The following is a 25,475-nucleotide window of genomic DNA, read 5'->3' as shown; positions in this document are numbered from 1 at the left end:
TAATCATGTATAGGTGCGCGAATCGGTCAACGCTTCGCGCTTTATCCTTGCCCGGAGCTGGAGAACCCCAAGAATGCCGCGTCAAACGCCTGAGCTGACGATGGACAGCAGTGCCGAGGACGCGCCAATGCCGCTCTATCTGCGCCTGAAGCAGATGATCACCCGACAGATCGATACGGGCGCGTGGCCGGCGCATCATCGTGTGCCGTCCGAAAACGAACTGGTGGAGCAGTTCGGTGCCAGCCGGATGACGATCAACCGCGCGTTGCGCGAACTCACCGCCGAAGGCCGGCTCGTGCGAATGCAGGGCGTGGGCACGTTCGTGGCGGAGCCGAAGATGCAGTCTTCGCTGCTCGAGGTCAACAACATCGCGGACGAGATCGCGGAGCGCGGACATCGCCATCATTCCGAGGTGATCCTGGTGCGCGAGGAACCCGCCGGCCCGGAACGCGCGGTGGCGATGGATCTGCGCGAAGGCGAGAAGATCTTCCATTCCATCATCGTTCACTACCAGGACAACGTGCCGGTGCAGATCGAGGATCGCTACGTCAATCCGGGTCTGGCTCCCGACTACCTGAAGCAGGACTTCAGCGTCGACACGCCGAATGCCTATCTGCAAAGCCTTGCTCCCCTGACGGCGGGCGAGCATATCGTCGAGGCCGTTGTTGCTACCGCCGACGAGGCAAAGCTCCTGCAGATTCCGCGCGCCGAACCGTGCCTGCTGATCCGGCGCCGCACGTGGTCGGGCAAGCGCGTCGTGACGTTCGCCCGCCTGCTGCATCCGGGGTCGCGTCACCGTCTGGAAGGGCGGTTCGGCCCCGGCGCCTGACGCCCCCCTTCGTTTTTCCTTGCACCGCTGAGCCCCTGACCTTGCCGCGCCACTGTGCGGCAAGGTCCACTCCCGTCCCCTTTGCCGCGCTATCTGCTCCCCTGAAAACGGGGTAAACCCCAGTACAAATCAACTTGTCTATACAATACTGTACAACCCCATCGGATGGCGCTGTTGCGTCATCGCCGTCGTGAACAAACCGTGGATGAGGAACAACCGTGAGCACCCCCAATCGTTACCGTGACGTAGAGATCCGCGCGCGGCGCGGCAATCAGCTTCAGGCCAGGAGCTGGCTGACCGAGGCGCCGCTGCGCATGCTGATGAACAACCTCGACCCGGAAGTGGCGGAGAACCCCAAGGAACTGGTGGTCTATGGCGGCATCGGCCGCGCCGCGCGCAACTGGGAGTGCTACGACAAGATCGTCGAGACGCTCGTGACACTGGGCGACGACGAAACACTGCTGGTGCAGTCGGGCAAGCCGGTGGGCGTGTTCAAGACGCATGCCGATGCGCCGCGCGTGCTGATCGCCAACTCCAACCTGGTGCCACACTGGGCTAGCTGGGAGCACTTCAACGAGCTGGATGCCAAGGGTCTGGCGATGTACGGTCAGATGACGGCAGGTTCCTGGATCTATATCGGCAGCCAGGGCATCGTGCAGGGCACCTACGAGACCTTCGTCGAGGCCGGCCGCCAGCACTATGACGGCAACCTGACCGGACGCTGGGTGCTGACCGCGGGCCTGGGCGGCATGGGCGGTGCCCAGCCGCTGGCCGCGACGCTGGCCGGCGCATGCTCGCTGAACATCGAATGCCAGCAAAGCCGTATCGACTTCCGTCTGCGTACGCGCTACGTCGACGAGCAGGCCACGGATCTGGATGACGCGCTGGCCCGTATCGCGAAGTACACCGCAGAAGGCAAGGCCATCTCCATCGCGCTGTGCGGCAATGCCGCCGAGATCCTGCCGGAACTCGTGCGTCGCGGCGTGCGCCCGGACATGGTGACCGACCAGACCAGCGCCCACGACCCGCTCAATGGTTACCTGCCGATCGGCTGGACCTGGGACAAGTACCGCGACCTCGCGCAGACGAAGCCGGCCGAGGTGGTGAAGGCCGCCAAGCAGTCGATGGCCAAGCACGTCGAGGCGATGCTGGCCTTCCAGAAGATGGGCGTGCCCACCTTCGACTACGGCAACAACATCCGCCAGATGGCCAAGGAAGAGGGCGTGTCGAACGCCTTCGATTTCCCGGGCTTCGTGCCGGCCTATATCCGTCCGCTGTTTTGCCGTGGCATTGGTCCGTTCCGCTGGGCCGCGTTGTCCGGTGATCCGCAGGACATCTACAAGACCGATGCCAAGGTCAAGGAACTGATCCCCGACGACGCGCACCTGCACCGCTGGCTGGACATGGCGAAGGAGCGCATCAGCTTCCAGGGCCTGCCGGCGCGGATCTGCTGGGTTGGCCTGGGCCTGCGTGCCAAGCTGGGCCTGGCCTTCAACGAAATGGTGCGTTCGGGTGAACTGTCCGCGCCGGTGGTGATTGGTCGTGATCATCTGGACTCGGGCTCGGTGTCGAGCCCGAACCGCGAGACCGAATCCATGAAGGACGGCTCGGACGCCGTGTCTGACTGGCCACTGCTCAACGCGCTGCTGAATACCGCCAGTGGCGCCACCTGGGTGTCGCTGCACCACGGCGGCGGCGTCGGCATGGGCTTCTCCCAGCACTCTGGCGTGGTGATTGTCTGCGACGGCACCGATGCCGCCGCCGCCCGTATCGCCCGCGTGCTGAACAACGATCCGGCGACCGGCGTGATGCGCCACGCCGATGCCGGCTACGAGATCGCCATCGATTGCGCCCGCGAAAACGGCCTGAACCTGCCGATGCTCGGCACCTCCAAGTAACTCCGGATTTGAACCATGTCGTACCAAGAAAATCAGCCAGTCTTCGCCCTGCATCTGCAACCCGGTGAGCTCACGCTCGCGCAACTGCGTGCCGTGCATCAGCAGCCCGTCAAGATCACGCTCGACGAGCGCGCCTTCCCCGCCATCGACCGCAGCGTGGCGTGTGTCGAAAACATCATCGCCGAGGGCCGCACGGCCTACGGCATCAACACCGGATTCGGCCTGCTGGCACAGACCCGCATTGCCCGCGAGGACCTGGAGAACCTGCAGCGTTCGCTGGTGCTTTCCCACGCGGCAGGTGTGGGCGAGCCGATCGACGACGCGCTGGTGCGCCTGATCATGGTGCTCAAGATCAACAGCCTGGCGCGTGGCCTGTCTGGCATCCGCCGCAAGGTGATCAGCGCGCTGATCGCGCTGGTGAACGCCGAGGTGTACCCGTGCATTCCGCTGAAGGGCTCCGTTGGCGCGTCGGGCGATCTGGCGCCGCTGGCCCATATGTCGTTGCTGCTGCTGGGCGAAGGCCGGGCACGCCATCGCGGCGAATGGCTGTCGGCTCGCGAAGCGCTGGCCATTGCCGATTTGCAGCCGCTGACGCTCGCCGCCAAGGAAGGGCTGGCGCTGCTGAATGGCACGCAGGTTTCCACCGCGTATGCGCTGCAGGGTTTGTTCCAGGCGGAAGACCTGTACGCGGCGGCCAGCGTTTGCGGCGCGCTGACCGTCGAGGCGACGCTCGGCTCGCGCGCTCCGTTCGATCCGCGCATTCACGCCGCCCGTGGCCAGCGCGGCCAGATCGACGCGGCGGCGGTCTATCGTCACCTGCTGGGGGAGACCAGCCAGCTCGGCCAATCGCACGCGCATTGCGACAAGGTGCAGGACCCGTACTCGCTGCGCTGCCAGCCCCAGGTCATGGGCGCCTGCCTGACGCAGATCCGCAATGCGGCGGATGTGCTGGGCGTCGAAGCGAACTCGGTTTCCGACAATCCGCTGGTATTCGCGCAGGAAGGCGATATCATCTCGGGCGGCAATTTCCACGCGGAACCGGTGGCAATGGCCGCGGACAACCTCGCGCTGGCGCTGGCCGAGATCGGCTCGCTCTCCGAGCGGCGTGTGTCGCTGATGATGGACCAGCACCTGTCGCAGTTGCCGCCGTTCCTGGTCGCCAATGGCGGCGTGAACTCCGGCTTCATGATCGCGCAGGTCACGGCCGCCGCGCTGGCATCGGACAACAAAGCGCTTGCGCATCCGGCCAGTGTCGATAGCCTGCCTACCTCGGCGAACCAGGAAGACCATGTGTCGATGGCGCCCAACGCTGGCAAGCGTCTCTGGGAGATGGCCAGCAACGTCAAGGGCATCGTGGCGATCGAATGGCTGGCGGCCTGCCAGGGCATGGACTTCCGTGAAGGCGGCAAGACCACCGAAGCGCTGGAGCGCGCGCGCGGCCTGCTGCGTCAGTCGGTGCCGTTCTACGACAAGGACCGGTACTTCGCGCCGGATATCGAAGACGCCAGCGTGCTGATCGCCGAGCGTCACCTGACGGCCCTGCTGCCTGCAGGCATCCTGCCGAGCGTCTGACGGACGCTTGCGCCGGCGCCAAGCGGGCGAAGATCCGCGCGCCATGGGCCTTCGGTCCCAATCTAGACATCCTTCTGGAGACAGCTTGAAAAACCTGCAACGCAATCTGAGCGCGCGGCATATCCGCTTTCTCGCGCTCGGCTCGGCCATCGGCACGGGCCTGTTCTACGGTTCGGCATCGGCGATCCAGCTGGCCGGCCCGGCCGTTATCCTGGCGTACATCGTGGGCGGCGCGGCGGTCTACATGGTTATGCGCGCGCTGGGCGAGATGGCTGTGCGCGAGCCGGTGACCGGCTCGTTCGGCCGCTACGCCAGCGAGTACCTGGGGCCGCTCGCGGGCTTTCTTACCGGATGGACCTACATCCTCGAGATGATCATCGTCTGTCTGGCGGACGTGACCGCATTCGGTATCTACATGGGATTCTGGTTCCCCGAAGTGCCGCAATGGATATGGGTGCTCGGCATCGTCATGCTGATCTGCGGGCTGAACCTGTGCAATGTGAAGGTGTTCGGCGAGCTCGAGTTCTGGCTGGCGTTGGTGAAGATCCTGGCCATCGCGGCGATGATCATCGGCGGCACGCTGATCCTGTTCCTCGGCGTGAAGATGAATGGCGAGCATTCGCCGGGCTTGACCAATCTGTGGGCGCATGGCGGCTTCCTGCCGCACGGCGCGGGCGGGTTGATCGCGTCACTGGCGGTGGTGATGTTTGCCTACGGCGGCATCGAGATCATCGGCATCACTGGCGGTGAAGCCCAGAATCCGGAGAAGGTGATTCCGCGCGCCATCAACGCCGTGCCCGCCCGCATCCTGCTGTTCTACGTGCTGACGATGACCGTGCTGATGGCCATCTTCCCGTGGACCGGCATCGGTAGCCAGGGCAGCCCGTTCGTGCAAATCTTCTCCGGGCTGGGGATCAAATCGGCTGCGGCGGTGCTCAACCTGATCGTCATCTCGGCCGCCATCTCGGCGATCAACAGCAATATCTTTGGCGCAGGCCGCATGATGTATGGCATGGCGGAGCAGGGCCAGGCGCCGCGCCTGTTCGCCACCACCTCGCGTCATGGCGTGCCCTGGGTGACAGTGCTGGCGATGGCTGCTGCCTTGCTCGGCGGTGTGGTGCTGAACTACCTGATCCCCGAGCAGGTGTTTGTGATCATCGCGTCGATTGCGACCTTCGCCACCGTGTGGGTCTGGCTGATGATCCTGCTGTCGCAGGTTGCCATGCGACGCCGCCTGTCGGCCGAAGAGGTTCGCGCCCTCAAGTTCAAGGTGCCGCTGTGGCCGGTCGGTCCGGCGCTGGCGATCGCCTTCATGCTGTTCGTGATCGGCGTGCTGGGGTATGTCGAGGACACGCGCGTGGCTCTGTACGTTGGCGCGGGCTGGGTCGTGCTGCTGTCGCTGGCCTGGTTCCTGCGGGCCAAGCCGAAGGCGGACGCGCTGCTCGCCCGGGAAACCAGTGTTTCGTGAAACGGACGTGCGGCAAATGACGGCATTGACGCAAGCCGAGGCCCTTGATGCGGTCTGGCAGGGGCGCGCCGATACCGGTGAGCGCGGGGATACGCGGCGGCTGTTCAATATCGTCCAGCCGCTGGCCGTAGCGGCCAGCGACGATCTGGCCGGTGCGACTGTGCTGATTGGCTTCGCGTGCGACGCAGGCGTCAGGCGTAACCAGGGTCGTGTTGGTGCGGCCGATGGCCCGCGCGGCATTCGACGCGCCCTGGCCAGCCTGCCGGTACATGACGTGGCCGCGCTCTACGATGCCGGTGACGTGCGCTGCGAGGGCGATGCGCTTGAAGTTACGCAGCGGGCGCTCAGTGAAGTCGTCAGGGCGCAACTGGACCGTGGCGCGCTGCCAATCGTGCTCGGTGGCGGGCACGAAGTGGCCTGGGGCACCTGGCAGGGTCTCAGGGCACATCTGGATACGGCGGGCGACGCGGGCCGCGTCCTGATCCTCAACCTCGATGCGCATTTCGATTTGCGCACTGCGCGGCCCGGCAGTTCCGGCACACCGTTTGACCAGATTGCGGAGGCGTGCCGTGCCGCAGGGCAGCCGTTTGACTATGCGTGTCTCGGCGTCAGCCGGCTCGGCAACACTGCATCGCTGTTTGCCCACGCGCAGGCGCTGGGCGTGCGCTACGTTGAAGACACCGAGATGCAGGAACGCCATCTCGACCACAGGCTGGCCGAGATCGACGCGATGCTGGCGCAGGCCGCACATGTCTACCTGACGATCGATCTCGACGTGCTTCCGGCAGCCGTCATGCCCGGTGTCTCCGCGCCTGCCGCGTATGGCGTGCCGATCAGCGTGATCGAGGCCATCGTCACGCACGTGCGGGGTAGCGGCAAGCTGCGCGCGGCAGACCTTGCGGAGTTCAATCCGCAGTTCGACCGTGACGGCCAGAGCGCCCGCGTTGCCGCGCGGCTGGTGTATCGGCTGATCCGTTGATCGGTTGCATGGCTGGCGTGTGCTGCGCCGAGTACCAGGCGTGGTGCGATGCGTGCGTCGCAAAGTCTGTGGAGCGCAGACAACATCGGTGAAACTTCTGTCCATTCGTCGTGTCGGTTACTTCGTAACCGGCATCACGCCTCCCCTGATGAAGGACGCCGATGAATCTCCCTCTTCTTTTCGATCACCCCTGGTTTGGCACGTGGACGGCGGCCCTGGTTGCGGTCGTTGTCGTGCTGCTGGCACATCGCATCGGCAGCCTGCTGCTACTGCGGATCACGCGTTCCGCCCAGATACTCCATCCCATGGTCGTCAAGGCGCGGGTCCCGTCGAAGGCGGTTCTGCTGCTGCTCGCGTTGCAGACTGTCTGGCAGGCCGCTCCGGACGAACTGCGCTGGATCGACAATGTGCGGCATGTCAATGGCCTGCTGTTGATCGCAGCCATGACATGGCTCGTGGCGCGGGTCATTGCCGGCTTCGCGCAGGGCGTGCTGGACCGGCACCCTGTGGATGTCGAGGACAACATGAATGCCCGCCGCATCCATACCCAGACACGCGTGCTCTCGCGCATCGCGATGGCGTTGGTGGTGGTGATCGGGGCGGCGATGTTGCTGATGACGTTTCCCGGCGCGAGGCAGGTCGGCGCCAGCCTGCTGGCCTCGGCAGGTGTGGTCGGGCTGGTCGCCGGCCTGGCTGGCAAGACGGTGTTCAGCAATATGATCGCGGGGTTGCAGCTTGCATTGACGCAGCCGATCCGGCTCGACGATGTGCTGATCGTCGAAGGCGAGTGGGGCCGAGTCGAGGAAATCACGGCGACGTACGTGGTGCTGCGGATTTGGGACGAGCGGCGCCTGATCATCCCGCTGCAGTACTTCATCGAAAAGCCATTTCAGAACTGGACCCGCAACAACTCCCAGCTACTGGGCTCGGTGTTCTTCCATGTCGACTACGGGATGCCGCTGGCGCCGCTGCGCAAGGAGCTGGAGCGCATCGTGAACAATGCGCCCCAGTGGGATCGGCGGTTTTTCAACCTGGTGGTGACCGACGCAACGGAACGCACGATGCAGATTCGCGTGCTGTGCACCGCTGCATCCTCGGGCCTGGCGTGGGATCTTCGCTGCGTCGTGCGTGAGGGGCTGATCGACTTCATGCAGCGCGAATATCCGCAGTTCCTGCCGCGGATGCGCATTGATGGCGAGGCGGGGCGAACGGGAGGCAATGGCGCGCAGGACTAGGTGCCTGCCACCAGTCGGTCCTCCATGTTGATGCCGTATTCCAGTCCGATCAGACATTGACGCTTCCGGGCCGGCGGGCCCGACCGGTCAGGCCGGGCTTCGCGGCCAGGGGGCTACTTGCCCGCCGGCTTCATCAGGCTTTTTGCTTCCGCGATGCTCTGCTCGGCACGCTTGGTGATCACGGCCAGTGCCTCGGCTTGCGATTTCTGTGCCATTTCCGCCAGTTCGCGCATGTTGTTGAAGGCTGTCTGCAAGCCTTGCTGTACCAATTCGCCCTGCCTGGTCATGGCCTCTGCGGGATTGCCACTCGTGGCCATCTTCTGGGCCGTGGCCTGAATCTCCTGCATGCTCTTGCTCAGGATTTCAGTCTGCTTCTGCACGAGTGCCTGCATGCCCTCATAGGCAATCCTGTTGGCCTCCGCGAGGGCTTCGATATCCTTGCGCCGCGCTTCGATGATCGAAGTCATGTCGACGCCGGGGAGCTTGTACTGTTCCAGCAGTTTGGTGATATCGGTGAACGGATTGGGCGCGGTAGCCATGACAAATCTCCTTGTTGGGGTAGAGCAAGCAGAAGTCGAGCGGCGCCGGCTCACGGGTGAAGTCGCCCGATCGCCACGCGGCAGGCTAAGTGTAATGCGTGCCGCAAGGGAACTGGGGAATGAATAAGGGGGGTATCGCCTGGGCGCGCCGAGCGGCTGACACGGCACACGGGTCCGCGTATCGTCCGGGCCGGGCAAGCGCCCCGATTGCCCGGCCCGATCCCGTTGCATAATGCCCACCGGCGCGACTGCCGCCAACACTATGGAAATACGACATGACGATGAAGACCGAAGAGCAGGTGCAAGCCGAGATTGCTGCCCTGAGGGCGCTGCAGCCGCAACTGCCGGAGCGCGCCCGCAAGGCCGTTGACGCCGCGTTGATGGTGTTGGAGAAGGGGCTGTCGCACGACAACGTCTACGACATGTTCGAGGAAGGCACCGAGGAGTTCGAGGACGCCTTTGCTGCGCGCATGTGGCGCGAAGGCGCTCCCGGTAGCGAATCGCTGTCAGTGCTGTATCGCGAGCTGATCTGACAGGTCGCGGGCTTCTGCCAGGCAGATCAAGGATTGAGGATTCTTTCCGGCTGCCAGGCTGTAATAGGAGACAATGGCGCACATTCAATGACCGCCGGGCCGACTGGTCACCCACGCGCTTATGTCCGAAGCAGACGTCGAAATGAGTTTCGTTGTTGATCCGGTTCGGGTCGAGTTCTCGGATCCGGGGCTCGAGCGGGAGTTTCAGCAACACCATCTGCGGACCACGCGGGCGTCGTTGCGGGTCACCCTGGTGTTCTGTTCGCTGTTTTATCTGGCCTTTTCCCTGACCGATCTGGCCGCGCTGGGCTATGGGACGTCGTTCCTCGTGCTGCTGCTGGGGCGAATCACCGTTGCGCTGACTGCCTGCGGCGGTCTGTATCTGATTCGCCGGAAAACTGAGTCGGTGCTGGCCCACCGGGCCGTGGCCAGCGCGGCGGAGGTCGTCGGGATGGCGATCTTCATGCTGGTCGTCTGGTTCCGTCCCGGCGAGTTGCCCTGGCACGCGATGTCGCTCTGCATCATGCTGATCGTCATCTACGTCTTCATCCCAAATCGGCTCATCACCGCGATTGGCATCGCCCTTGGCGCGACGGCGGCCTTCATCGCGCTGGCCGTGATAAGGGGGGAGTCGAGGTTCTCCGACGAAGTCACGATGGCGATGCTTCTGCTGCTGACCAACAGCTTCGGCATCATCGCGGCGCGCCGCTATCACCGGCTGTGGCGCGACGAGTATCGGGCGCTCAGTACATTGAAGGCGCTATCCATCCGCGACCATCTCACAGCCTGCTTCAACCGGCGGCATCTGCACACGACGCTGCTGCCGCAGGTGCTGGAGCGGGCTCGCGCCGAGCGTCGCTGGCTGACGCTGATGGTTTGCGATATCGACCATTTCAAGCGCGTCAACGACAACCACGGCCACCAGGGTGGCGATGCCGTGCTGATGCACGTTGCCATGCTGCTGCAGGACCGCATCCACGAGCCACGGGACAGCGTCGTTCGCTACGGCGGGGAGGAGTTCCTGCTCGTCATGCCGCAGATGGACTTCGAGTCGGCCGCCAGTCTGGCCGAGGACATGCGCGCCGCGGTGGCGGGCAGTGAGGTGCCCGGCCCCGATGGCAAGAGCATGCGCGCCACGGTCAGCATCGGGGTGCTCTCCGTCGATTTCTCGGCCAGCGATACCGAGGTCACCGAAAGCGCGTTGATTGCCGCTGCCGATATGTTGCTCTATGAAGCCAAACGGGCCGGACGGAACAGCATCCGGACCCGGCTTTGGGCGGATATGGTGTCCAGCCACGCTGTCTTGAGTATGCGAACGGCCTGATTGACCGCCGGATGTATGGGCCACCGGCGAGGCCCGCATCAATCCGCATCAATCCGCATCAATCCGCATCAATCGGCTTCAGTCCGCTTCACCCTCCAGATAGACGCGCGCCAGGCCCTTCTTGATGGCGTCGACGATCTGCTCGCGGCGTAGCGCGATATGCGAGGTCAGACGGGCCTCCGCGCGTTGCCAGTCGCGCGCCTTCAACGCGTCCACGATTTCGGCGTGCTCGCTCTGGGTGGAGTCGCGCCCCACGTTCTCCATGTCGATCCAGCGGATGAAGCGAATGCGCTCGTTCAGGCTGGCCAGCATCCGGCGCAACTCCGCATTGCCGGACAACTCCGCGATACGCAAATGAAAGCCCTCGTCCAGTTCAACGAGTTGCTGTGCCGGCGTATCGGGCGAGACCGAACGGCTGTGCTCCAGGTATCGGGCCAATTCCTCGATTCCCTCCGCTGACGCACGCTCGAACGCAAGCCGCAGGCATTCGCGTTCGACGGCGACGCGCGCCTCATACAGGTCCTGCATCTCGCGGATGTCGAGCGGCCGGCGGACGTAGCCACGGCTCGACTCCTCCAGGAAGCCATGCGTGGCCAGCCGCGCCAGTGCCTCACGCACCGGCGTGCGGCTCACGCCGAGTTGCTCCGCCAGTTCGATTTCGTTGAGACGCTCGCCCGGTTTCAGTGCGTAGGAGATGGCCATGTCGCGCAGCGTCTGGAACACGTCGGAACCGCGCTTGCGCCGAGTCGTGGAAATAGGCGAATTCATGCTTGTTTCTGCCCGATGGGATTCTTGAATCGCACGGATCATACCGCGCGCGCTACCAGATGCCCTTGTCTGCACCCGGCATCGGCAATTGCTGTCCGGATTCTTGCATACGATTAAGTATACTTAAAAGTATTCTTTCGAGTATGCTCCATCGGACGCCGGCGCTTCCTTCACCCGGCCGATCAATGGAGATCAAGCGGATGACCAAGATGAACGGCGCCGAAGCGATGGTGCGTATGCTCCAGCTCAACGGTGTGAAGCACATTTTTGGCTTGTGTGGCGATACCAGCCTGCCTTTTTACGATGCTCTGGCCCGTCTGGACCATGGCATGGACCACGTGCTGGCGCGCGACGAGCGCAGCGCCGCGTACATGGCGGACGCCTACGCCCGCGTCACGGGCAAGGTCGGCGTGTGTGAGGGTCCGAGTGGAGGAGGCGCCACATATCTGTTGCCGGGGCTGGTGGAGGCCAATGAATCGTCGGTGCCGGTGCTGGGCATTACGTCCGATGTATCCGTCAACTCGCGCGGCAAATACCCCCTGACCGAGCTGGACCAGGAATCCCTGTATCGGCCACTGACCAAGTGGAACACCACGATCGACCGTGCCGATCAGATTCCCGACGCCGTGCGCGCTGCCTTCCGCGCCATGACGACCGGCAAGCCGGGTTCGGCGCATCTGTGCCTCCCCTATGACGTTCAGAAGCATGACGTGGACCCGGCCGGGATCTGGGCTCAGGCCGGTCACGATCGTTTCCCGGCGCTGCGCTACGCGCCGGACCCCGACGAGGTCGATCGCGCCGCGCGCCGTCTGACCGAAGCGCGCGCGCCGCTGATCATCTGCGGCGGTGGCGTGGTGATTTCGGGCGCCTGCGCTGAGCTGGACACGCTCGCGACCTCGCTCAACGCGCCGGTGTGCACCACGGTCAGCGGCCAGGGCAGCCTGGCCGATACGCACCCGCTCAACGCCGGCGTGGTAGGCGCCAATGGCGGCATCCCGGCCACCCGCGATCTGGTGGCCAATGCCGATGTCGTGCTGTTTATCGGTTGCCGCGCCGGCTCCACCACCACCGAGCACTGGCGCTTCCCCGGCCGCAACGTGCCGATCCTGCATATCGACATCGATCCAATGGTGATCGCGGCCAACTACAACACCGACGTTGGTATGGTGGGCGATGCCTTGCTGGCCCTTCGCATGTTGAACGCCGCAGTGCGTGACCGACTGCCGATGCGCCGTGCCGATACCGCCGACGGGCGCGCGCTGGTGGAAGTCGCGCGCGCGGCCAAGCGTGCGAGCTTCGCACCGCTGGCGGCCTCGCTGGAGCGGCCGATCAAGCCCGAGCGCGTGGTCGATACGCTCAACCGCCTCTTGCCCGAGGACGCCATCGTGGTGGCGGACCCTGGCACACCTTGCCCGTATTTCTCCGCCTATCACGAGAGCCGACGCGCCGGCCGGCAGTTCATCACCAATCGCGCGCATGGTGCGCTGGGTTTCTCGCTGGCGGCCGGTATCGGCGCTTCGCTGGGTCGCCCTGGCACCACGGTTGTCTCCGTGATGGGCGATGGCAGTTTCGGCTTTACCTGCGGCGAGATGGAAACGCTGGTACGCCGCCGCATCCCGCTGAAGATGATCGTGTTCTCGAACTCGGTGTTCGGCTGGATCAAGGCGAGCCAGAAGGCCGGCTACGACCGCCGCTACTTCTCCGTGGATTTCAGCCGCACCGATCACGCGCGCGTGGCCGAGGCCTTTGGCGTGCGCGCGTGGCGCGTGGAAGATCCCGCGATGCTCGACGCAGCCATTCGCGCCGCGCTGGAGCATGACGGTCCCGCGCTGGTGGACGTCATCACGCAGGAGTTGCAGGATGCCGCGGCACCGGTCAGCCAGTGGATGGGCTGAGTCGATATCTGCTTTGCATCTGGATGACAGGAGGGCCGTACCATGCTGTTCCCTTGTTTCTCCTCGCGCCGGCAAACCACGCCGGCCGCTTCTGGCGGGATGCCGCGCGCGCAACGCGGCAGGCTTGCCGTCATCGCCGCGCTGTCCGCGCTGTGTCTGCCCGGCGGCATGTTGCCGACTTCCGCCTGGGCGGATAGTGGAACGCCATTGAAGCTCGTCGTCACCTTCCCGCCCGGGGGCAGCACGGATATCGCCGCGCGCATCGTGCAGCCCAAGTTGGCGGAGGTGTTAGGGCGTCCCGTGGTGGTGGAGAACCGTCCCGGCGCCGCGAGTCAGGTCGCGACGCAGTACGTGGCGCGCTCCGCGCCGGACGGCAACACCTTGCTGATCAGCTTCGATACCCATGCGATCAATCCCATCGCGAAATCCCGGCTGCCGTATGACACCTTCAAGGATTTCTCCGGTGTCACGCTGGCGCTGCGTTTCCCACTGGTGATCGGTGCCCATCCGTCGGTGCCCGGCAAGGACCTGCGCGGATTCCTGGATGCCGCGCGGCGCGCGCCCAATCAGTACAGCTACGCGTCCACCGGTCTTGGTTCGATGAACCATCTCGTCGCGGAGGACTTGAAGCGTCAGGCCGGGGTGGAACTGCTGCACGTGCCTTACGCCGGCGGGGGGCCGGCTGTGCAGGCCGTGCTGGGGAACGTGTCGAGCCTGACGCTGCTGAGCTACGCCGCGCTCAAGGGCCAGATCGCTGCGGGGCGCATCAAGCCCCTCGCTGTGACCGGCGCCAACCGACTGCCTGATCTGCCCGATGTGCCGACGGTGGCGGAGTCCGGATTCCCGGGCTTCGAGGCGTACTCGTGGATTGGCGTGTTCGCGCCGTCCGGCACGCCACCGGCCGTGGCGCGCAAGCTGACCAGCGACTTCCAGGCCGCCCTTAATGATCCGGAGACCCACCGCAAGCTGACGCAGGCAGGGTTCGAGGTGATGGCCACCGATGGTCCGGCGCTCGATCGTTACGCTCGCGAGCAGTATGAACGCTGGAAAGCCTTCGTCGTGAAGACCGGGCTGAAGCTGGAGGAGTAGGAGTAGGAGTAGGAGTAGCGGAGCGGGGACGCTCCGGCTCGCCAGGCGGTTTCCATGCCACAATCCTGCGCACACTACAACGCACAAAAGGAGACGGCACGGTGACACCCGCCAACGCAAACTTCGTGGAAGCTGTCCAGGCGAGCTTTCAATCCCAGAACGTCATGCATCTGATCCGCGCCACGCTGCCTGTGGTGGAGGCGGGCAGAACCGAGATTCACGTGCCGCACTGGGACGGCATCGAACAGCAGCATGGTTACGTTCACGGTGGCGTGGTCGGTACCATCGCCGACTCGGCGGGCGGTTACGCCGCGATGTCGCTTGTGCCGGCGGGCGCGTCGGTTCTGACGGTCGAGTACAAGCTGAATCTTCTGGCGCCCGCCAATGGCGACAAGCTGATTGCCCGGGGCAGCGTCGTCCGCGCGGGACGCACGCTGATCGTGACGCAGGCCGAAGTATTTGCCGTTGAAGGACCGAAGGAGACGCTTTGCGCGCTGATGCAGCAGACCATCATGGTCATGCAGGGCAAGGCGGAAAAATAGCGCCCGTATCCATACTCAATCATTGCCTGAATGCATCCCTGATCGGAGCCGATAGTGGTCTGCGATAGTGGCCCGCTTTCGTGCTGACGGTCCAGTCGGCTCGCATGGCGCCGTGACGGACGCACCCCTTCTCGCAGAATAGGAAAACGTCCTACATCGCTGCCTGCGGATACCGAGTAGAACTTATTCATACCCACTTCTACCGGATCATGCATGTCGACATCTATCGTGAAGGTGCTGGTCACCCAGGACAACCACTGGGCCGTGGAATCCGATGGCCAGCTGAATGCATACGCGTCTCGTGGCGCCGCGATTGCCGCGGGGGTGCACAAGGCCATTAAAGAACGTGCAATGTTGATGATCTATGAGCGCGAAGCCCACGCAAGCGAGCCGATCGAACCGATCGAGTCATGCGACGTGGGTGTGCTTGCCAGCGTGCAGGCATAGCGCCATCGAAGTCAACGGAGGCGCAGCATGTCAGGCGACATTCATGTCCTCCCTCACGGCAGTGAGTGGGCCATCGCAATCGAAGGGACGGGAACCCGCACGCGGTATCAGACACGAGAGGCGGCCATCGACATCGTCACGCAACTGGCGAAGCGAACAAGGGCTGAGTTGCTGATACACGGGCGCGACGGCCAGATCCACGAACGGAGCACGTTCGGCCACGGATCGCCTCACACCAGGGGATAACGAAAGTCCGAGGACTCCTTCTTTCGAACATGCCCCCTTTTCGGCCGCGACCGCGATGGTCGCGGCGACTTTTTTTGCCGGGATGGCAAACCATCCCGGTCGTCGGCGCGGCTCGATCGCGCTACTTGCGCAAGTCGGTGACCGTGATCTTGCCGTCCACGTTGTCGAACGTTGCCGACACCTTGTCGCCTTCCTTCAGGTTTGTCAGCATCGCCGGGTCCTTGACCGGGAATGCCATCGTCATCGGCGGCATGCCCAGGTTCATGATCGGGCCGTGCTTGAGCGTGACCTTGCCGGCTGCGGGATCGACTTTCCGGACTTCGGCCGAGACGGGCTGCGGTGTCTTCATTGCCTTGGCGGCGGGCTTCATGTCCATGCCGGCACTGCCGTCCATGCCGGCCGCGAACGTCGGAGGCATCAGGCCAACGGCGAGCGCGAAGACGGCTGCGTGGAGAGAGGCGCGGGAGGCGCGAGAGGTGAGAGAGGTTTTCATGCTTGCTCCTTGACGGACGTGTGAGTGAATGATGGGGAAGTCTTCGTTTCGCGACGGCGGATCAACAGGTACACGGCGGGCACCACGAACAGCGACAGCAGCGGCGCCGTCACCATGCCGCCAACCATCGGCGCCGCAATGCGCTGCATGACTTCGGAGCCGGTGCCGTGTGACCACATGATCGGGATCAGGCCTGCCAGGATGACGGCGACGGTCATCGCCTTGGGCCGCACGCGCTGCACAGCGCCTTCCTGGATGGCGGCGAGCAGGGCGTTGATGTCGGTGATGCCGCGTGCCTGGCTATCCTCCCAGGCGTGCTTGAGATAGAGCAGCATGATCACGCCGAACTCCGCGGCAACGCCGGCCAGCGCGATGAAGCCGACCACGCCGGCTACCGACAGGTTGTAGCCGAGCAGATAAAGCAGCCAGAAGCCGCCGATCAGCGCCAGGGGCAGCGTGCCCATGATCAGCAGTGCCTCGTCGAGTCGACCGAAGACCAGGTAGAGCAGCACGAAGATGATCAGCAGCGTGAACGGCACCACTACCTTCATCTTCGCCGCGGCACGTTCCAGATACTCGAACTGACCGGACCAGCTCAGCGAATAGCCCGCAGGCATCGGTACCGCCTTGCTCACCGCCGCCTGCATGTCGCGCACCGCGGAGCGCAGGTCGCGCCCACGGATGTCGACGTAGATCCACCCCGACAGCCGTGCGTTCTCGCTGCGCAGCATCGGCGGACCCTGTTCCACTCGGATGCGGGCGACGTCGGAAAGCACGATCTGCTGGCCACGGTCAGTCACGATGGGCAGGCTCCGCAGTTGCTCGACCGAATCGCGATAGTCGCGCGGGTAGCGCACGTTGATGGGATAGCGGGCCAGCCCGTCGACCACTTCGCCGATGTTTTCGCCACCAATCGCCGAGGAGACGACGGCCTGCACATCGCCGATATTGAGCCCGTACCGGCCAGCGGCCGCGCGGTCGATGTCAACGTCGATATAGCGCCCGCCGGTCAGGCGTTCCGCCAGTGCCGAGGTGACCCCGGGAACGGGCTTCACGGCTTCTTCGATGCGGGTGGCAAGCCGATCGATCTCCTTCAGGTCGGTGCCTGCCACCTTGATGCCAACCGGGCTCTTGATCCCGGTGGCCAGCATGTCGATGCGGTTGCGGATCGGTGGCACCCAGATGTTGGAAAGTCCCGGAATCTTCACCACGCGATCAAGTTCTTCGACGAGTTTGTCGGGTGTCATGCCCGGGCGCCACTGGTCGCGTGGCTTGAACTGGATTGTGGTTTCGAACATCTCCAGCGGGGCCGGGTCGGTGGCCGAATCGGCACGGCCGGCCTTGCCCTGCACCGTGGCGACTTCCGGCACCGACTTGATCAGCCGATCGGTCTGCTGCAGCAATTGCGCCGCCTTGCCAGCGGAAAGGCCGGGCAAAGCGGAGGGCATGTAGAGCAGATCGCCTTCATCGAGCGGCGGCATGAACTCGCCGCCAATCCGCATGATTGGCCAGGCGGTGGCCACCAGCGCAACAACCGCCAGTGCGATGGTCGCGCGCGGATAGGCCAGCACGCGGGTCAGGATTGGCTGGTAGGCGCGAATGAGCCAGCGGTTCAGCGGGTTGGCCTGCTCGGCGGGAATGCGGCCGCGAATCAGGTAACCCATCAGCACCGGCACCAGTGTCACCGAGAGGCCTGCCGCAGCCGCCATCGAGTAGGTCTTCGTGAAGGCCAGCGGCGAGAACATCTTGCCTTCCTGTGCTTCCAGCGTGAACACCGGGATGAAAGACAGCGTGATGATCAACAGCGAGAAAAACAGCGCGGGACCGACTTCCGCTGCGGATGCGCCAATCACGCGCCAGCGGTCGTCGCCGGAGAGTGGCCGCCCGGGGTGATCGGCATGCCAGCGTTCCAGATGCTTGTGCGCGTTTTCGATCATTACCACTGCGGCGTCGACCATGGCGCCGACTGCAATGGCGATGCCGCCGAGCGACATGATGTTGGCGTTGACGCCCTGATACCGCATGACGAGGAAGGCAGCCAGCACGCCAAGCGGCAGCGACACGATGGCAACCAGCGCGGAGCGCAGGTGGAACAGGAAGATCAGACAGACCAGCGCGACGACCACGAACTCTTCGGCCAGTTTGTACGAGAGGTTGTTCACCGCGCGATGAATCAGCGCGGAGCGGTCGTAGGTCGTGACAATCTCGACGCCGGCGGGCAGGCTCTTCTTCAGCACTGCAAGTTTGGCCTTGACGGCGTCGATCGTCTCCAGCGCGTTCTTGCCCGAACGCATCACGATGACGCCGCCCGTCACTTCGCCTTCGCCGTTGAGGTCGGAGATGCCACGTCGCATCTCGGGCCCGAACTGGATCGTCGCGACGTCGCCAAGGCGCACCGGAACACCGGCCGCGCTGGTCTCGATTGGAATCTGCCGGAAATCGTCGAGTGTCTTCAGGTAGCCCGATGCCCTGACCATATACTCGGCTTCGCCTAGCTCCAGCACCGAGCCGCCTGCCTCCTGGTTGGCGCCACGAATCGCGGCGATCACCTTCGCCTGCGGAAGGTTGTAGGCACGTAGGCGGTCAGGCTTCAGCACTACCTGGTATTGCCGCACCATGCCGCCCAGCGAGGCTACCTCGGAGACGTTCGGCAGCGACTTCAGCTCGAAGCGCAGGAACCAGTCCTGCAACACGCGCAACTGGCTCAGGTCGTGCTTGCCGGTGCGATCGACCAGCGCATACTCATAGACCCATCCCACACCGGTGGCGTCGGGCCCCAGTGCGGGCCTGGCGGCCGCCGGCAGACGTGACTGCACCTGGTTCAGGTACTCCAGCACGCGGGAGCGGGCCCAGTATGGGTCGGTTCCGTCCTCGAACAGCACGTAGACAAAGGAATCGCCGAAGAAGGAATAGCCGCGCACGGTCTTGGCCCCCGGCACGGACAACATCGTCGTGGTGAGCGGGTAGGTGACCTGGTTCTCGACGATCTGCGGCGCCTGGCCCGGGAACGGGGTGCGGATGATGACCTGGGTATCGGACAGATCCGGCAGCGCGTCGAGCGGCGTGGTGCCGACTGCCCATAGCCCCCAGGCCGTCAGCATGATCGTGGCCAGCAGCACCAGGAAGCGGTTGCGGATCGACGCGAGGATGATGCGTGCAATCATCGCTGACCTCCTTCGGCACCTGCGGGCTGCACCGACGACAGCATGGCCGTGCCGTCTTCGGCCAGATGAAAGCGGAAGCGGATGCGATCGCCCGGTTTCAGTCCCTTGAGCTGGGCTGCATCATGTGCGGCGAAATCCATCGTCATGGCACCCCACTGCGCCGAGGGTACTGCACTATGGGAGATCGTCAGGCTGTCGGCGTTCACGGCTTCGATGCGACCCGTGGCTTCGTGCTCCTGTGTTGCCGTCGATGGTGTCGATGGTGCCGACGGCGCAGAAGCTGTGACCGGGGTTTCCAGCCGCTCCGACGTGCCGCGCAGGCTGGCTTCGGAATCGATCAGGAACTGGCCGGACGTTACGACGCGCTGTCCGGCACGCAGTCCGGAGATCACCTCGGTCATGCCGTCGACCTCGCGCCCGGTGCGGATCTCGGTAGAGACATAACCCCGCTGGCCGGCATCGACCATGACGAGACTCCGCTGCCCCGTGCGGATCACTGCCTCGGTCGGGATCTGCAGCACGTCTTGCCGGTCGCCGTTTTCGAAGCGGACGCTGGCGAACATGCCGGGCACAAGGCGACGCTGCTTGTTCGGCAGCACGATGCGGACCTTGATGGTGCGCGTGGCAGGGTCAACGTCGGGCAGAATCGCGTCGACCTTGCCTTGCACGGGATCCGGCGCGGCGGTGGCAGACACCGTCACGGTCTGGCCCGGTGCGATGCTGCGCGCCTGGGCTTCCGGCACTTCGGCAATCACCCAGACCTGAGTGAGATCGGCCAGGCGGAACAGCGTCATGCCCGGGCTGATCGTCATCCCTTCGCGTACCGCGATTTCGGTGACCAGGCCATCCAGCGGACTGGCGATGCTCTGCGCCGATTGCAGCTTGCCGGTGCGGATGACCGCATCGGCCTGACTCTGCGTCATGCCCGACTGCAGCATCCGCGCTTTGGCGGCGCTCGCCAGATCCGTCTGCAGGCTGACGGGCAAGCGCATCACCGCCAGGTACTCTTCTTGCGCGGCGACCCAGTCTGGCGCGTAGAAAGTGACCAGCGTCTGGCCCTGCCGTACCGGATCTAGGGTGGCGCGCACACCGACGTGCTGCACGAAGGCGGTAGTGCGAGCCTGGATCACGCGGATGCTGCGCTCGTCGATCGCCACGTTGCCGGGTGCCTCAACCACTGCGCCCATATGGGCGGATTTCACTTCCGCCGTGCGGATGCCAAGGTTCTGTGCGATGCGGCTGTCGATGCTGACGCCGCCCTTATTCACGCCATTCCCTGCGTCATCGCCGTCGGCATAGACCGGTACCAGCGGCATATCCATGAAGGGTGACTTGCCGGGTTTGTCGAATCGCTGGCCGGGGACCATGGGGTCGTGCCAGTAGAGAATTTTCCTGTCGCCTTGCGTGGCGGACGTTGCCGGCATGGTGTGCAATGCGCCAAGGTGATACCCGCTGTAGCCGGCCACGCCAATCAGGACCAGGCAAGTCGCCGTGATGGTCAGTCGTGCGTTCATGGAAGATCCTTGTTGGCGGGTTCGGTTTGTGCGGTAGGCAACGGTGTCAGGAAGGTGAGTTCGGCCCAGAGTCGGGTCGTGCGTTGTTCCAGCGATAGCCGCTCCAGCGAGGTATCGATGACACGATGATTGGCATCGGCCACAGCCTGCAGAGACCCGGCATTGGCGCGATAGGCCGTCAACGCGGCCTCCGCCTGGGCATTGGTAAGCGGCAGCGTGGCGTCGTCGTAGCGTTTCAGGCGTTCCAGGTTGCGGCGCAACTCGGCGAGCCTGGCGCCGACCACGGCATCGGTGTCGCGCCGGATCATCTCCGCTTTCGCACGTGCCGCCGTGGCCTGCGCGAGCCGGGCAGCGACTTCGCGGTCCTGCCGGTTGGCGCGATCCCAGGGCAAGGGGATGCTCACATTGATCGAGGCGAGGTTTGAATAGGCCGAGCCGCGCTGGCTGTACATCAGTTCCAGGGAGACGTCAGGCTTGCGGGCCTCGTCCGCCACGCGGATCTCGGACTCCGCGAGCGCGACGTCGCGCTGCGCCGCGGCAACCTCGGGGACACCGTCGAAATGGCTCCGGGCAAGTTGCGCGACGCGATCCGGAACTGTCAGCGCGGGGGGATCGCCCAGGGGGCGGCTCGCATCGGTGCCGATCCAGCGGGTGAGATTCACGTTGGCGGTGTCGAGAGCCGCCTGGTTTTCGTTCTCGCGGTCGCGCAGCTTCTGCACTTCGAATTGCGCGGACAACACGTCGGCGCGGGTGCCGCGGCCGCTGCGGTAGGCGGCGTTGGCCGCTTCCAGCGTCAGGCTCAGGGGTTGCTCGTGACTGGCAAGGAGTGCCGCGGCCCGTTCGGCGTACCAGCGGTCGATCCATGCGGCCACGGCGCTGCGCTGGACATTGGTCATGCCGACCATGCGTTGGGCGTCGGCCGAGGCGGCCTCGGCCTCGAAGCGTGCCGCACGGGCCCGGCGTTTGTCCGAGCGCGTGAACTCCTGCATCACGCTGACCGACCGCATGGTCATGCTTTCGCGGGTCAGCGAGAACTTGTCGGGGCCATCGGTCGGGACATTATTCAGTCCAACCTTCAGGACGGGATCGGGCAACTGCCCGGCCGCCACGGCCATCTGCACGGCAGCCTCTACGGCCCCACGCGTGTTTTCTGCGTCGTGCGCATGTGTCGTGGCGAGAGCAGCGGCCTCTTCAAGCGACAGGGAAGGGACGGCGTGTGGTGACGCGGCGTGCGACACCGACATGCCGAGGGCGGACGCGCAAAGCAGCGCCAGCCTCAGGCGAAGCGGGAATGACATAAAGCCTCCGGAAACAACGGCCACCGCGCCCGAGGTTTCGGGGGCGGAACGGAATTGGCGTTGCTTCGGAGGCTACGTACGGAAACAGCAGTGAAGAATGGCGTGCGGCGGAGGCGGGGCGCGTGGCTGGCTCTGCGCGCGCTCGGCAAGCATTGGCGCGTCGTCCAGCACGGGGGGCTCGACGACGATGCTGACGAGGAACGGGATGAATGCCGGAATCTGCGGCGTGGCGTGGTCCGCGTGCTTCGCGTTGGCCTGGCAATGGCTCATGCAAAGCGCTTTCTGGCCGTCGTTCTGCGCGGCATCCTGCTCGGCCATGTCGGCGCAGGACATCGTCGCTTCCATCGACGGATGTTCATCCATCGAGTTCATGCCCATCGTGCAAGCATAGGCGGCGGTCGCCAGTTGCACCGACAGGAACAGGATCAGAAGGAATCCGGCAATCCATGAATGCCGGCGGGCCAGATGACGCACGATCTACGAGGATGTCAAAACAGCGCCAAGCATAACGGCTTTTGCGTTGAAAGCAATAGCGGGATTTGATTGGCATCCACGATGCTTGAACGTTCCCACGGCAGGAACGTTCAATCGGCATGTGTCTGGAGCATGTGTTGCGTCAATGCTCGCGACACCCGGCACCGTACCGGAATGACAATCGTGAGATTGGCGCAGTGCCGCGATCGGCCCTGTTCCTCGGCCCCTGATTGCAGAGAGGTCAATAGCTGCGCGAACAGATTGTCAGGTGGAGATTCATGGGCCGAAAGTCTGAGTTCTGGATCCGATATCCACGACAGAGGTAATTCAAAAGTTGGATGCGAAATTAGGCCCTCTGGCGGAGTGCCGCCGTGCTCACTTCATGCAAATAATTCAAAAAAAGAAAGGAGAACGGGATGAAATCAAAACTTGCTGCTTTGTCGATGGCCCTGGCGGTCGGACTCGTATCTGGCTGCGGAGGCGGTGGTGGGGATGGTACAACGCAGGCTTCGGGCGGCAGCTCCGGCACCGCGAGCCCAGCAGCGCCGGGCACCACGCCATCAACGCCGGTGACGCCAGTAACGCCACCGACCACTACCAATCCGCCCGCGACGGTGACGGAGTTGCAGACCACCAAGGCGCTGCTCAAGTCGGCCTTGGCGGATGGTGGGGCGCCAACCACCATGACGTCACCGCCGATCATTACGGCTGGCACGGCCAACATGCCGTCGACGATCAAGGACAGCACGCTTGTGCCACCTAACGATCCGTCGCTGCGCTATATCGGCGCCATGGAAACGGCCGGCACCGCGTTCCCGGATGATCTGCTCGTCAAGAATACGGCAGTGAACTACGGCGGATTGGGCCGCGATTCCAACGTCTACTACATCGAGTTCGTCACCGACGCGCCAACGTTCGAGATCCTGGTAAAGGGCAACTACCAGATATCGGCGCACCGGATTCTGGTGGATGGGCAGTATGCCTCCACCACACCGGTTGCGTACCCGGACGACGGCAACCTGTACCTCACGCGCGTCGACTTCCAGGGGGCGAGGAAGTCCCGAAAGATCCGTATCGAGACGCCTAACATGCGATTCGGCGGACTGCGGATCGCCCCCGGGGATTCCGTCACGGCGCCACCGGTGGTGCCGAAGGTGCGGGCTGTCATACTGGGAGACTCCATTACGGAGGGGATGGCCGGACTAGGCTACAGCTTCGACAACTATGCGGCCAAGCTTGGCTATCTGGTGGGCTGGAACGACATGTATCAGTCCGGCGTAGGCTCCACCGGCTATCTGGCCGCCCCAGCGCCGAAACTCAAGTTCCGCGACCGTGTCGCCACCGATGTCTATCCGTTCAAGCCGCACGTGGTCGTCATCGCCGGCGGGCTTAATGATGCCTGCACATCGACGGACGAATTCAAGGCGGAAGCCACCGCCCTGTTCGATGACGTGCAGAAGAACCTGCCCAACACCGTGGTGTTCGTTGTGGGGCCGTGGTCGCCCGGTTGCGAGCTTCAGGCGCATCAGGACGCCATCAAGGCGGCCGTTGGCACCCGCGCCAACTTCTACTTCATCGACAACATGGCGGAGCAGTGGCAGACCGGCACGGGGAACGTCGCCAACCCGAAGGGGGATGGCAATAGCGATATCTACATCTCCGCCGACGGGGTGCATCCGACTCCCGCAGGCCATATCTACCTGGCGGGCAAGATGGCAGACGCGGTGAGGAAGGTGGTGAGCACGTTCTGAAGCTTGCGACTCTCACGAGAAAAAGCCCCGGCCGCAGATGAGCGGCCGGGGCTTTTTCATTGGTGCCGACGTCTGCGCATGACGGGCAGTCATGGCTGGCGCTGGCGCGCTTCGGATCAACAGCCTGCCTGTTACTGCAGGTTACCGGCCACGGCGATGGTCTGGCCCGTGATGTAGTTCGAATCCGGCGAGCAGAACAGGTAGACGCCGCCAGCGGCTTCTTCCGGCGTGCCGCCCCGGCCGAGCGGATTGCGCTGAGCGTGCGACTTGAGCATCTCCGGATTCAGCCCGACGCGAATCTCGCGGCCTTCAATGTTCACGGTGGCGCCCGCATTCGCGTCGGCCGAGGTCATGCGCGTATGGATCAGGCCGAATGCCACGGCGTTCACGTTGACGTTGAAGCGGCCCCACTCGCGTGCGATGGCGCGCGTCATGCCAATCACGCCGGCCTTGGCGCCCGAGTAGTTGATCTGCCCGGCATTGCCGTTCAGCGCCGACGTCGACGAGATGTTGACGATCTTGCGATAGACCTCGCGGCCCGCTTCCTTGTCAGCAGCGTGCAGCGCCTTGATGTGCGGATACGCGGCCCGCAGGATGCGGAACGGGGCCGTCATGTGGCAGTCGAGAATCGCGTGCCACTGCTCGTCGCTCATCTTCTGCACCACGTCGTCCCAGGTGAACCCGGCGTTGTTGACGATGATGTCGATGCCCTTGAACTCGGACATCGCCGTGCCGATAAAGCGGTCGGCAAAGTCGGGTGCCGTCACGTTGCCTACGCAGGCCACGGCTTCCACGCCCATCTTGCGCAACGCTTCCACGGTGGCGTGGGCGGGCTCCGCATCCAGATCATTGATGACCAGGCGCGCGCCTTCGCGTGCCAGGCGTTGTGCGATGGCGTGGCCGATGCCACGGCCGGAACCGGTGACCAGTGCCACCTTGCCTTCGAGTGCTCCCATGTCTTGACTCCTTTGGTGATGATGGGTGGCTTGAACAGCTTGTTACAGGGCGACGACTGCGTCGCCCAGGATCCTCGTTTCGTCGTACTGGTTCGCGGTGCGCAGTTCGACCTTCACGCGGCGCTCGCCGTCGGCTTCGAACTTCTCGACCACGTGGCCTGTGCAAGTGATGCGATGGCCCAGATGGGTGATGCCGACGAAGCGCACGCCGAAGTCGCGGATCTGGCGCTGGTCAACCCACAGAGTCAGCAACCGGCCCAGGTACGCCATCGACAGCATGCCGTGCGCGAACACGTCTGGCATGCCTGCCTTGCGGGCGTAGTCGATGTCGATATGGATCGCGTTGTGGTCGTTCGACGCGCCGGCGAACAACGCCAGCGTGGTGCGGTTGATCGGCTCCAGCGTCAGGGGCGGCAGCGTGTCGCCCACCTGGATCTGTTCGAAATTCGGCATACTCATGG

23 protein-coding genes are annotated in these 25,475 nt (G+C 64.3%); 14 read left to right on the top strand and 9 right to left on the bottom strand.

Annotated elements, in window-relative coordinates:
- Positions 1 to 73 precede the first annotated feature (73 nt).
- The 6 genes from hutC (at position 74) to RMET_RS25850 (ending at position 7,981) form a co-directional block, all read left to right on the top strand.
- Positions 74 to 829 carry a histidine utilization repressor gene (gene hutC / locus RMET_RS25875; RefSeq protein ID WP_008651975.1) on the top strand — a complete coding sequence of 252 codons (756 nt, stop codon included), beginning with the start codon at positions 74 to 76 and terminating at the stop codon, positions 827 to 829.
- A gap of 218 nt (positions 830 to 1,047) precedes the next feature.
- Positions 1,048 to 2,727 (top strand): urocanate hydratase, encoded by a 1,680-nt coding sequence (gene hutU / locus RMET_RS25870; protein ID WP_011519461.1) that lies wholly within the window; start codon positions 1,048 to 1,050, stop codon positions 2,725 to 2,727.
- A gap of 15 nt (positions 2,728 to 2,742) precedes the next feature.
- Entirely contained in the window at positions 2,743 to 4,299 is a 1,557-nt protein-coding gene (hutH, locus tag RMET_RS25865) for a histidine ammonia-lyase (RefSeq protein WP_011519460.1), read from the top strand.
- An 85-nt stretch (positions 4,300 to 4,384) separates the two neighbouring features.
- On the top strand, positions 4,385 to 5,767 hold the full coding sequence (locus RMET_RS25860; protein WP_029306512.1) for an amino acid permease: 1,383 nt from the start codon (positions 4,385 to 4,387) through the stop codon (positions 5,765 to 5,767).
- Between the two features lie 16 nt (positions 5,768 to 5,783).
- Positions 5,784 to 6,746, top strand: coding sequence for a formimidoylglutamase (gene hutG / locus RMET_RS25855; RefSeq protein ID WP_029310085.1), 963 nt, complete (start codon positions 5,784 to 5,786; stop codon positions 6,744 to 6,746).
- A gap of 161 nt (positions 6,747 to 6,907) precedes the next feature.
- Positions 6,908 to 7,981: a mechanosensitive ion channel family protein gene (locus RMET_RS25850; RefSeq protein ID WP_011519457.1), complete on the top strand. Its 1,074-nt coding sequence runs from the start codon at positions 6,908 to 6,910 to the stop codon at positions 7,979 to 7,981.
- Between the two features lie 113 nt (positions 7,982 to 8,094).
- Here RMET_RS25850 and RMET_RS25845 read toward each other — a convergent pair whose 3' ends face one another.
- Positions 8,095 to 8,520, bottom strand: a complete 426-nt coding sequence (locus RMET_RS25845; RefSeq protein WP_029306509.1) for a phasin family protein — start codon at positions 8,518 to 8,520, stop codon at positions 8,095 to 8,097.
- Positions 8,521 to 8,795: 275 nt separating this feature from the next.
- On the opposite strand from RMET_RS25845, the gene RMET_RS25840 reads away from it, so the two are divergent.
- Both RMET_RS25840 and RMET_RS25835 read left to right on the top strand, forming a co-directional pair.
- Entirely contained in the window at positions 8,796 to 9,053 is a 258-nt protein-coding gene (locus RMET_RS25840) for a hypothetical protein (protein WP_011519455.1), read from the top strand.
- A gap of 142 nt (positions 9,054 to 9,195) precedes the next feature.
- A complete protein-coding gene (locus RMET_RS25835) occupies positions 9,196 to 10,377 on the top strand; it encodes a GGDEF domain-containing protein (RefSeq protein WP_029310086.1) in 1,182 nt (393 codons plus the stop codon).
- A gap of 78 nt (positions 10,378 to 10,455) precedes the next feature.
- On the opposite strand, the gene RMET_RS25830 is transcribed toward RMET_RS25835, so the two are convergent.
- Complete coding sequence (locus RMET_RS25830) at positions 10,456 to 11,145, bottom strand: GntR family transcriptional regulator (RefSeq protein WP_029306507.1); 690 nt, start codon at positions 11,143 to 11,145, stop codon at positions 10,456 to 10,458.
- 200 nt (positions 11,146 to 11,345) lie between these two features.
- Here RMET_RS25830 and RMET_RS25825 point away from each other — a divergent pair, with 200 nt between their 5' ends.
- The 5 genes from RMET_RS25825 (at position 11,346) to RMET_RS25805 (ending at position 15,364) form a co-directional block, all read left to right on the top strand.
- Positions 11,346 to 13,040 carry a thiamine pyrophosphate-binding protein gene (locus RMET_RS25825; protein ID WP_029310087.1) on the top strand — a complete coding sequence of 565 codons (1,695 nt, stop codon included), beginning with the start codon at positions 11,346 to 11,348 and terminating at the stop codon, positions 13,038 to 13,040.
- A gap of 42 nt (positions 13,041 to 13,082) precedes the next feature.
- On the top strand, positions 13,083 to 14,129 hold the full coding sequence (locus RMET_RS25820) for a Bug family tripartite tricarboxylate transporter substrate binding protein (protein WP_011519451.1): 1,047 nt from the start codon (positions 13,083 to 13,085) through the stop codon (positions 14,127 to 14,129).
- A gap of 164 nt (positions 14,130 to 14,293) precedes the next feature.
- A complete protein-coding gene (locus RMET_RS25815; RefSeq protein WP_231138579.1) occupies positions 14,294 to 14,671 on the top strand; it encodes a PaaI family thioesterase in 378 nt (125 codons plus the stop codon).
- 213 nt (positions 14,672 to 14,884) lie between these two features.
- On the top strand, positions 14,885 to 15,118 hold the full coding sequence (locus tag RMET_RS25810; RefSeq protein ID WP_011519449.1) for a hypothetical protein: 234 nt from the start codon (positions 14,885 to 14,887) through the stop codon (positions 15,116 to 15,118).
- Positions 15,119 to 15,145: 27 nt separating this feature from the next.
- Positions 15,146 to 15,364: a DUF2188 domain-containing protein gene (locus RMET_RS25805; protein ID WP_011519448.1), complete on the top strand. Its 219-nt coding sequence runs from the start codon at positions 15,146 to 15,148 to the stop codon at positions 15,362 to 15,364.
- A 121-nt stretch (positions 15,365 to 15,485) separates the two neighbouring features.
- Here RMET_RS25805 and RMET_RS25800 read toward each other — a convergent pair whose 3' ends face one another.
- From RMET_RS25800 to RMET_RS25780, 5 genes are all read right to left on the bottom strand, one after another.
- A complete protein-coding gene (locus RMET_RS25800; protein ID WP_011519447.1) occupies positions 15,486 to 15,857 on the bottom strand; it encodes a copper-binding protein in 372 nt (123 codons plus the stop codon).
- Entirely contained in the window at positions 15,854 to 19,021 is a 3,168-nt protein-coding gene (locus RMET_RS25795) for an efflux RND transporter permease subunit (RefSeq protein WP_011519446.1), read from the bottom strand. The genes RMET_RS25800 and RMET_RS25795 overlap by 4 nt, the downstream gene beginning before the upstream one ends.
- Positions 19,018 to 20,535 carry an efflux RND transporter periplasmic adaptor subunit gene (locus RMET_RS25790; RefSeq protein ID WP_011519445.1) on the bottom strand — a complete coding sequence of 506 codons (1,518 nt, stop codon included), beginning with the start codon at positions 20,533 to 20,535 and terminating at the stop codon, positions 19,018 to 19,020. Before RMET_RS25790 ends, RMET_RS25795 begins: the two co-directional genes overlap by 4 nt.
- Complete coding sequence (locus tag RMET_RS25785; protein ID WP_011519444.1) at positions 20,532 to 21,833, bottom strand: TolC family protein; 1,302 nt, start codon at positions 21,831 to 21,833, stop codon at positions 20,532 to 20,534. The genes RMET_RS25790 and RMET_RS25785 overlap by 4 nt, the downstream gene beginning before the upstream one ends.
- A gap of 72 nt (positions 21,834 to 21,905) precedes the next feature.
- Complete coding sequence (locus RMET_RS25780) at positions 21,906 to 22,307, bottom strand: hypothetical protein (RefSeq protein ID WP_011519443.1); 402 nt, start codon at positions 22,305 to 22,307, stop codon at positions 21,906 to 21,908.
- Positions 22,308 to 22,723: 416 nt separating this feature from the next.
- Here RMET_RS25780 and RMET_RS25775 point away from each other — a divergent pair, with 416 nt between their 5' ends.
- Complete coding sequence (locus RMET_RS25775; protein WP_011519440.1) at positions 22,724 to 24,058, top strand: SGNH/GDSL hydrolase family protein; 1,335 nt, start codon at positions 22,724 to 22,726, stop codon at positions 24,056 to 24,058.
- A gap of 131 nt (positions 24,059 to 24,189) precedes the next feature.
- On the opposite strand, the gene RMET_RS25770 is transcribed toward RMET_RS25775, so the two are convergent.
- Both RMET_RS25770 and RMET_RS25765 read right to left on the bottom strand, forming a co-directional pair.
- Positions 24,190 to 25,014, bottom strand: coding sequence for an SDR family NAD(P)-dependent oxidoreductase (locus RMET_RS25770; protein WP_011519439.1), 825 nt, complete (start codon positions 25,012 to 25,014; stop codon positions 24,190 to 24,192).
- 42 nt (positions 25,015 to 25,056) lie between these two features.
- Entirely contained in the window at positions 25,057 to 25,473 is a 417-nt protein-coding gene (locus RMET_RS25765) for a MaoC family dehydratase (RefSeq protein WP_011519438.1), read from the bottom strand.
- Positions 25,474 to 25,475 lie beyond the last annotated feature (2 nt).

This window comes from Cupriavidus metallidurans CH34, assembly GCF_000196015.1.
GTDB classification, from domain to species: Bacteria; Pseudomonadota; Gammaproteobacteria; order Burkholderiales; family Burkholderiaceae; genus Cupriavidus; species Cupriavidus metallidurans.
Note: the sequence above shows the minus strand (reverse complement) of the source record. Positions and strands in the feature narration are given on the sequence as shown.

Bases quoted from the DNA above. Each gene is read 5' to 3' on its own strand.
- hutC (WP_008651975.1), top strand. From the start codon at position 74: ATGCCGCGTCAAACGCCTGAGCTGACGATGGACAGCAGTGCCGAGGAC.
- hutH (WP_011519460.1), top strand. From the start codon at position 2,743: ATGTCGTACCAAGAAAATCAGCCAGTCTTCGCCCTGCATCTGCAACCC.
- hutG (WP_029310085.1), top strand. From the start codon at position 5,784: ATGACGGCATTGACGCAAGCCGAGGCCCTTGATGCGGTCTGGCAGGGG.
- RMET_RS25850 (WP_011519457.1), top strand. From the start codon at position 6,908: ATGAATCTCCCTCTTCTTTTCGATCACCCCTGGTTTGGCACGTGGACG.
- RMET_RS25845 (WP_029306509.1), bottom strand. From the start codon at position 8,520: ATGGCTACCGCGCCCAATCCGTTCACCGATATCACCAAACTGCTGGAA.
- RMET_RS25840 (WP_011519455.1), top strand. From the start codon at position 8,796: ATGACGATGAAGACCGAAGAGCAGGTGCAAGCCGAGATTGCTGCCCTG.
- RMET_RS25835 (WP_029310086.1), top strand. From the start codon at position 9,196: ATGAGTTTCGTTGTTGATCCGGTTCGGGTCGAGTTCTCGGATCCGGGG.
- RMET_RS25830 (WP_029306507.1), bottom strand. From the start codon at position 11,145: ATGAATTCGCCTATTTCCACGACTCGGCGCAAGCGCGGTTCCGACGTG.
- RMET_RS25825 (WP_029310087.1), top strand. From the start codon at position 11,346: ATGACCAAGATGAACGGCGCCGAAGCGATGGTGCGTATGCTCCAGCTC.
- RMET_RS25820 (WP_011519451.1), top strand. From the start codon at position 13,083: ATGCTGTTCCCTTGTTTCTCCTCGCGCCGGCAAACCACGCCGGCCGCT.
- RMET_RS25815 (WP_231138579.1), top strand. From the start codon at position 14,294: ATGCATCTGATCCGCGCCACGCTGCCTGTGGTGGAGGCGGGCAGAACC.
- RMET_RS25810 (WP_011519449.1), top strand. From the start codon at position 14,885: ATGTCGACATCTATCGTGAAGGTGCTGGTCACCCAGGACAACCACTGG.
- RMET_RS25805 (WP_011519448.1), top strand. From the start codon at position 15,146: ATGTCAGGCGACATTCATGTCCTCCCTCACGGCAGTGAGTGGGCCATC.
- RMET_RS25800 (WP_011519447.1), bottom strand. From the start codon at position 15,857: ATGAAAACCTCTCTCACCTCTCGCGCCTCCCGCGCCTCTCTCCACGCA.
- RMET_RS25795 (WP_011519446.1), bottom strand. From the start codon at position 19,021: ATGATTGCACGCATCATCCTCGCGTCGATCCGCAACCGCTTCCTGGTG.
- RMET_RS25790 (WP_011519445.1), bottom strand. From the start codon at position 20,535: ATGAACGCACGACTGACCATCACGGCGACTTGCCTGGTCCTGATTGGC.
- RMET_RS25785 (WP_011519444.1), bottom strand. From the start codon at position 21,833: ATGTCATTCCCGCTTCGCCTGAGGCTGGCGCTGCTTTGCGCGTCCGCC.
- RMET_RS25775 (WP_011519440.1), top strand. From the start codon at position 22,724: ATGAAATCAAAACTTGCTGCTTTGTCGATGGCCCTGGCGGTCGGACTC.
- RMET_RS25770 (WP_011519439.1), bottom strand. From the start codon at position 25,014: ATGGGAGCACTCGAAGGCAAGGTGGCACTGGTCACCGGTTCCGGCCGT.
- RMET_RS25765 (WP_011519438.1), bottom strand. From the start codon at position 25,473: ATGAGTATGCCGAATTTCGAACAGATCCAGGTGGGCGACACGCTGCCG.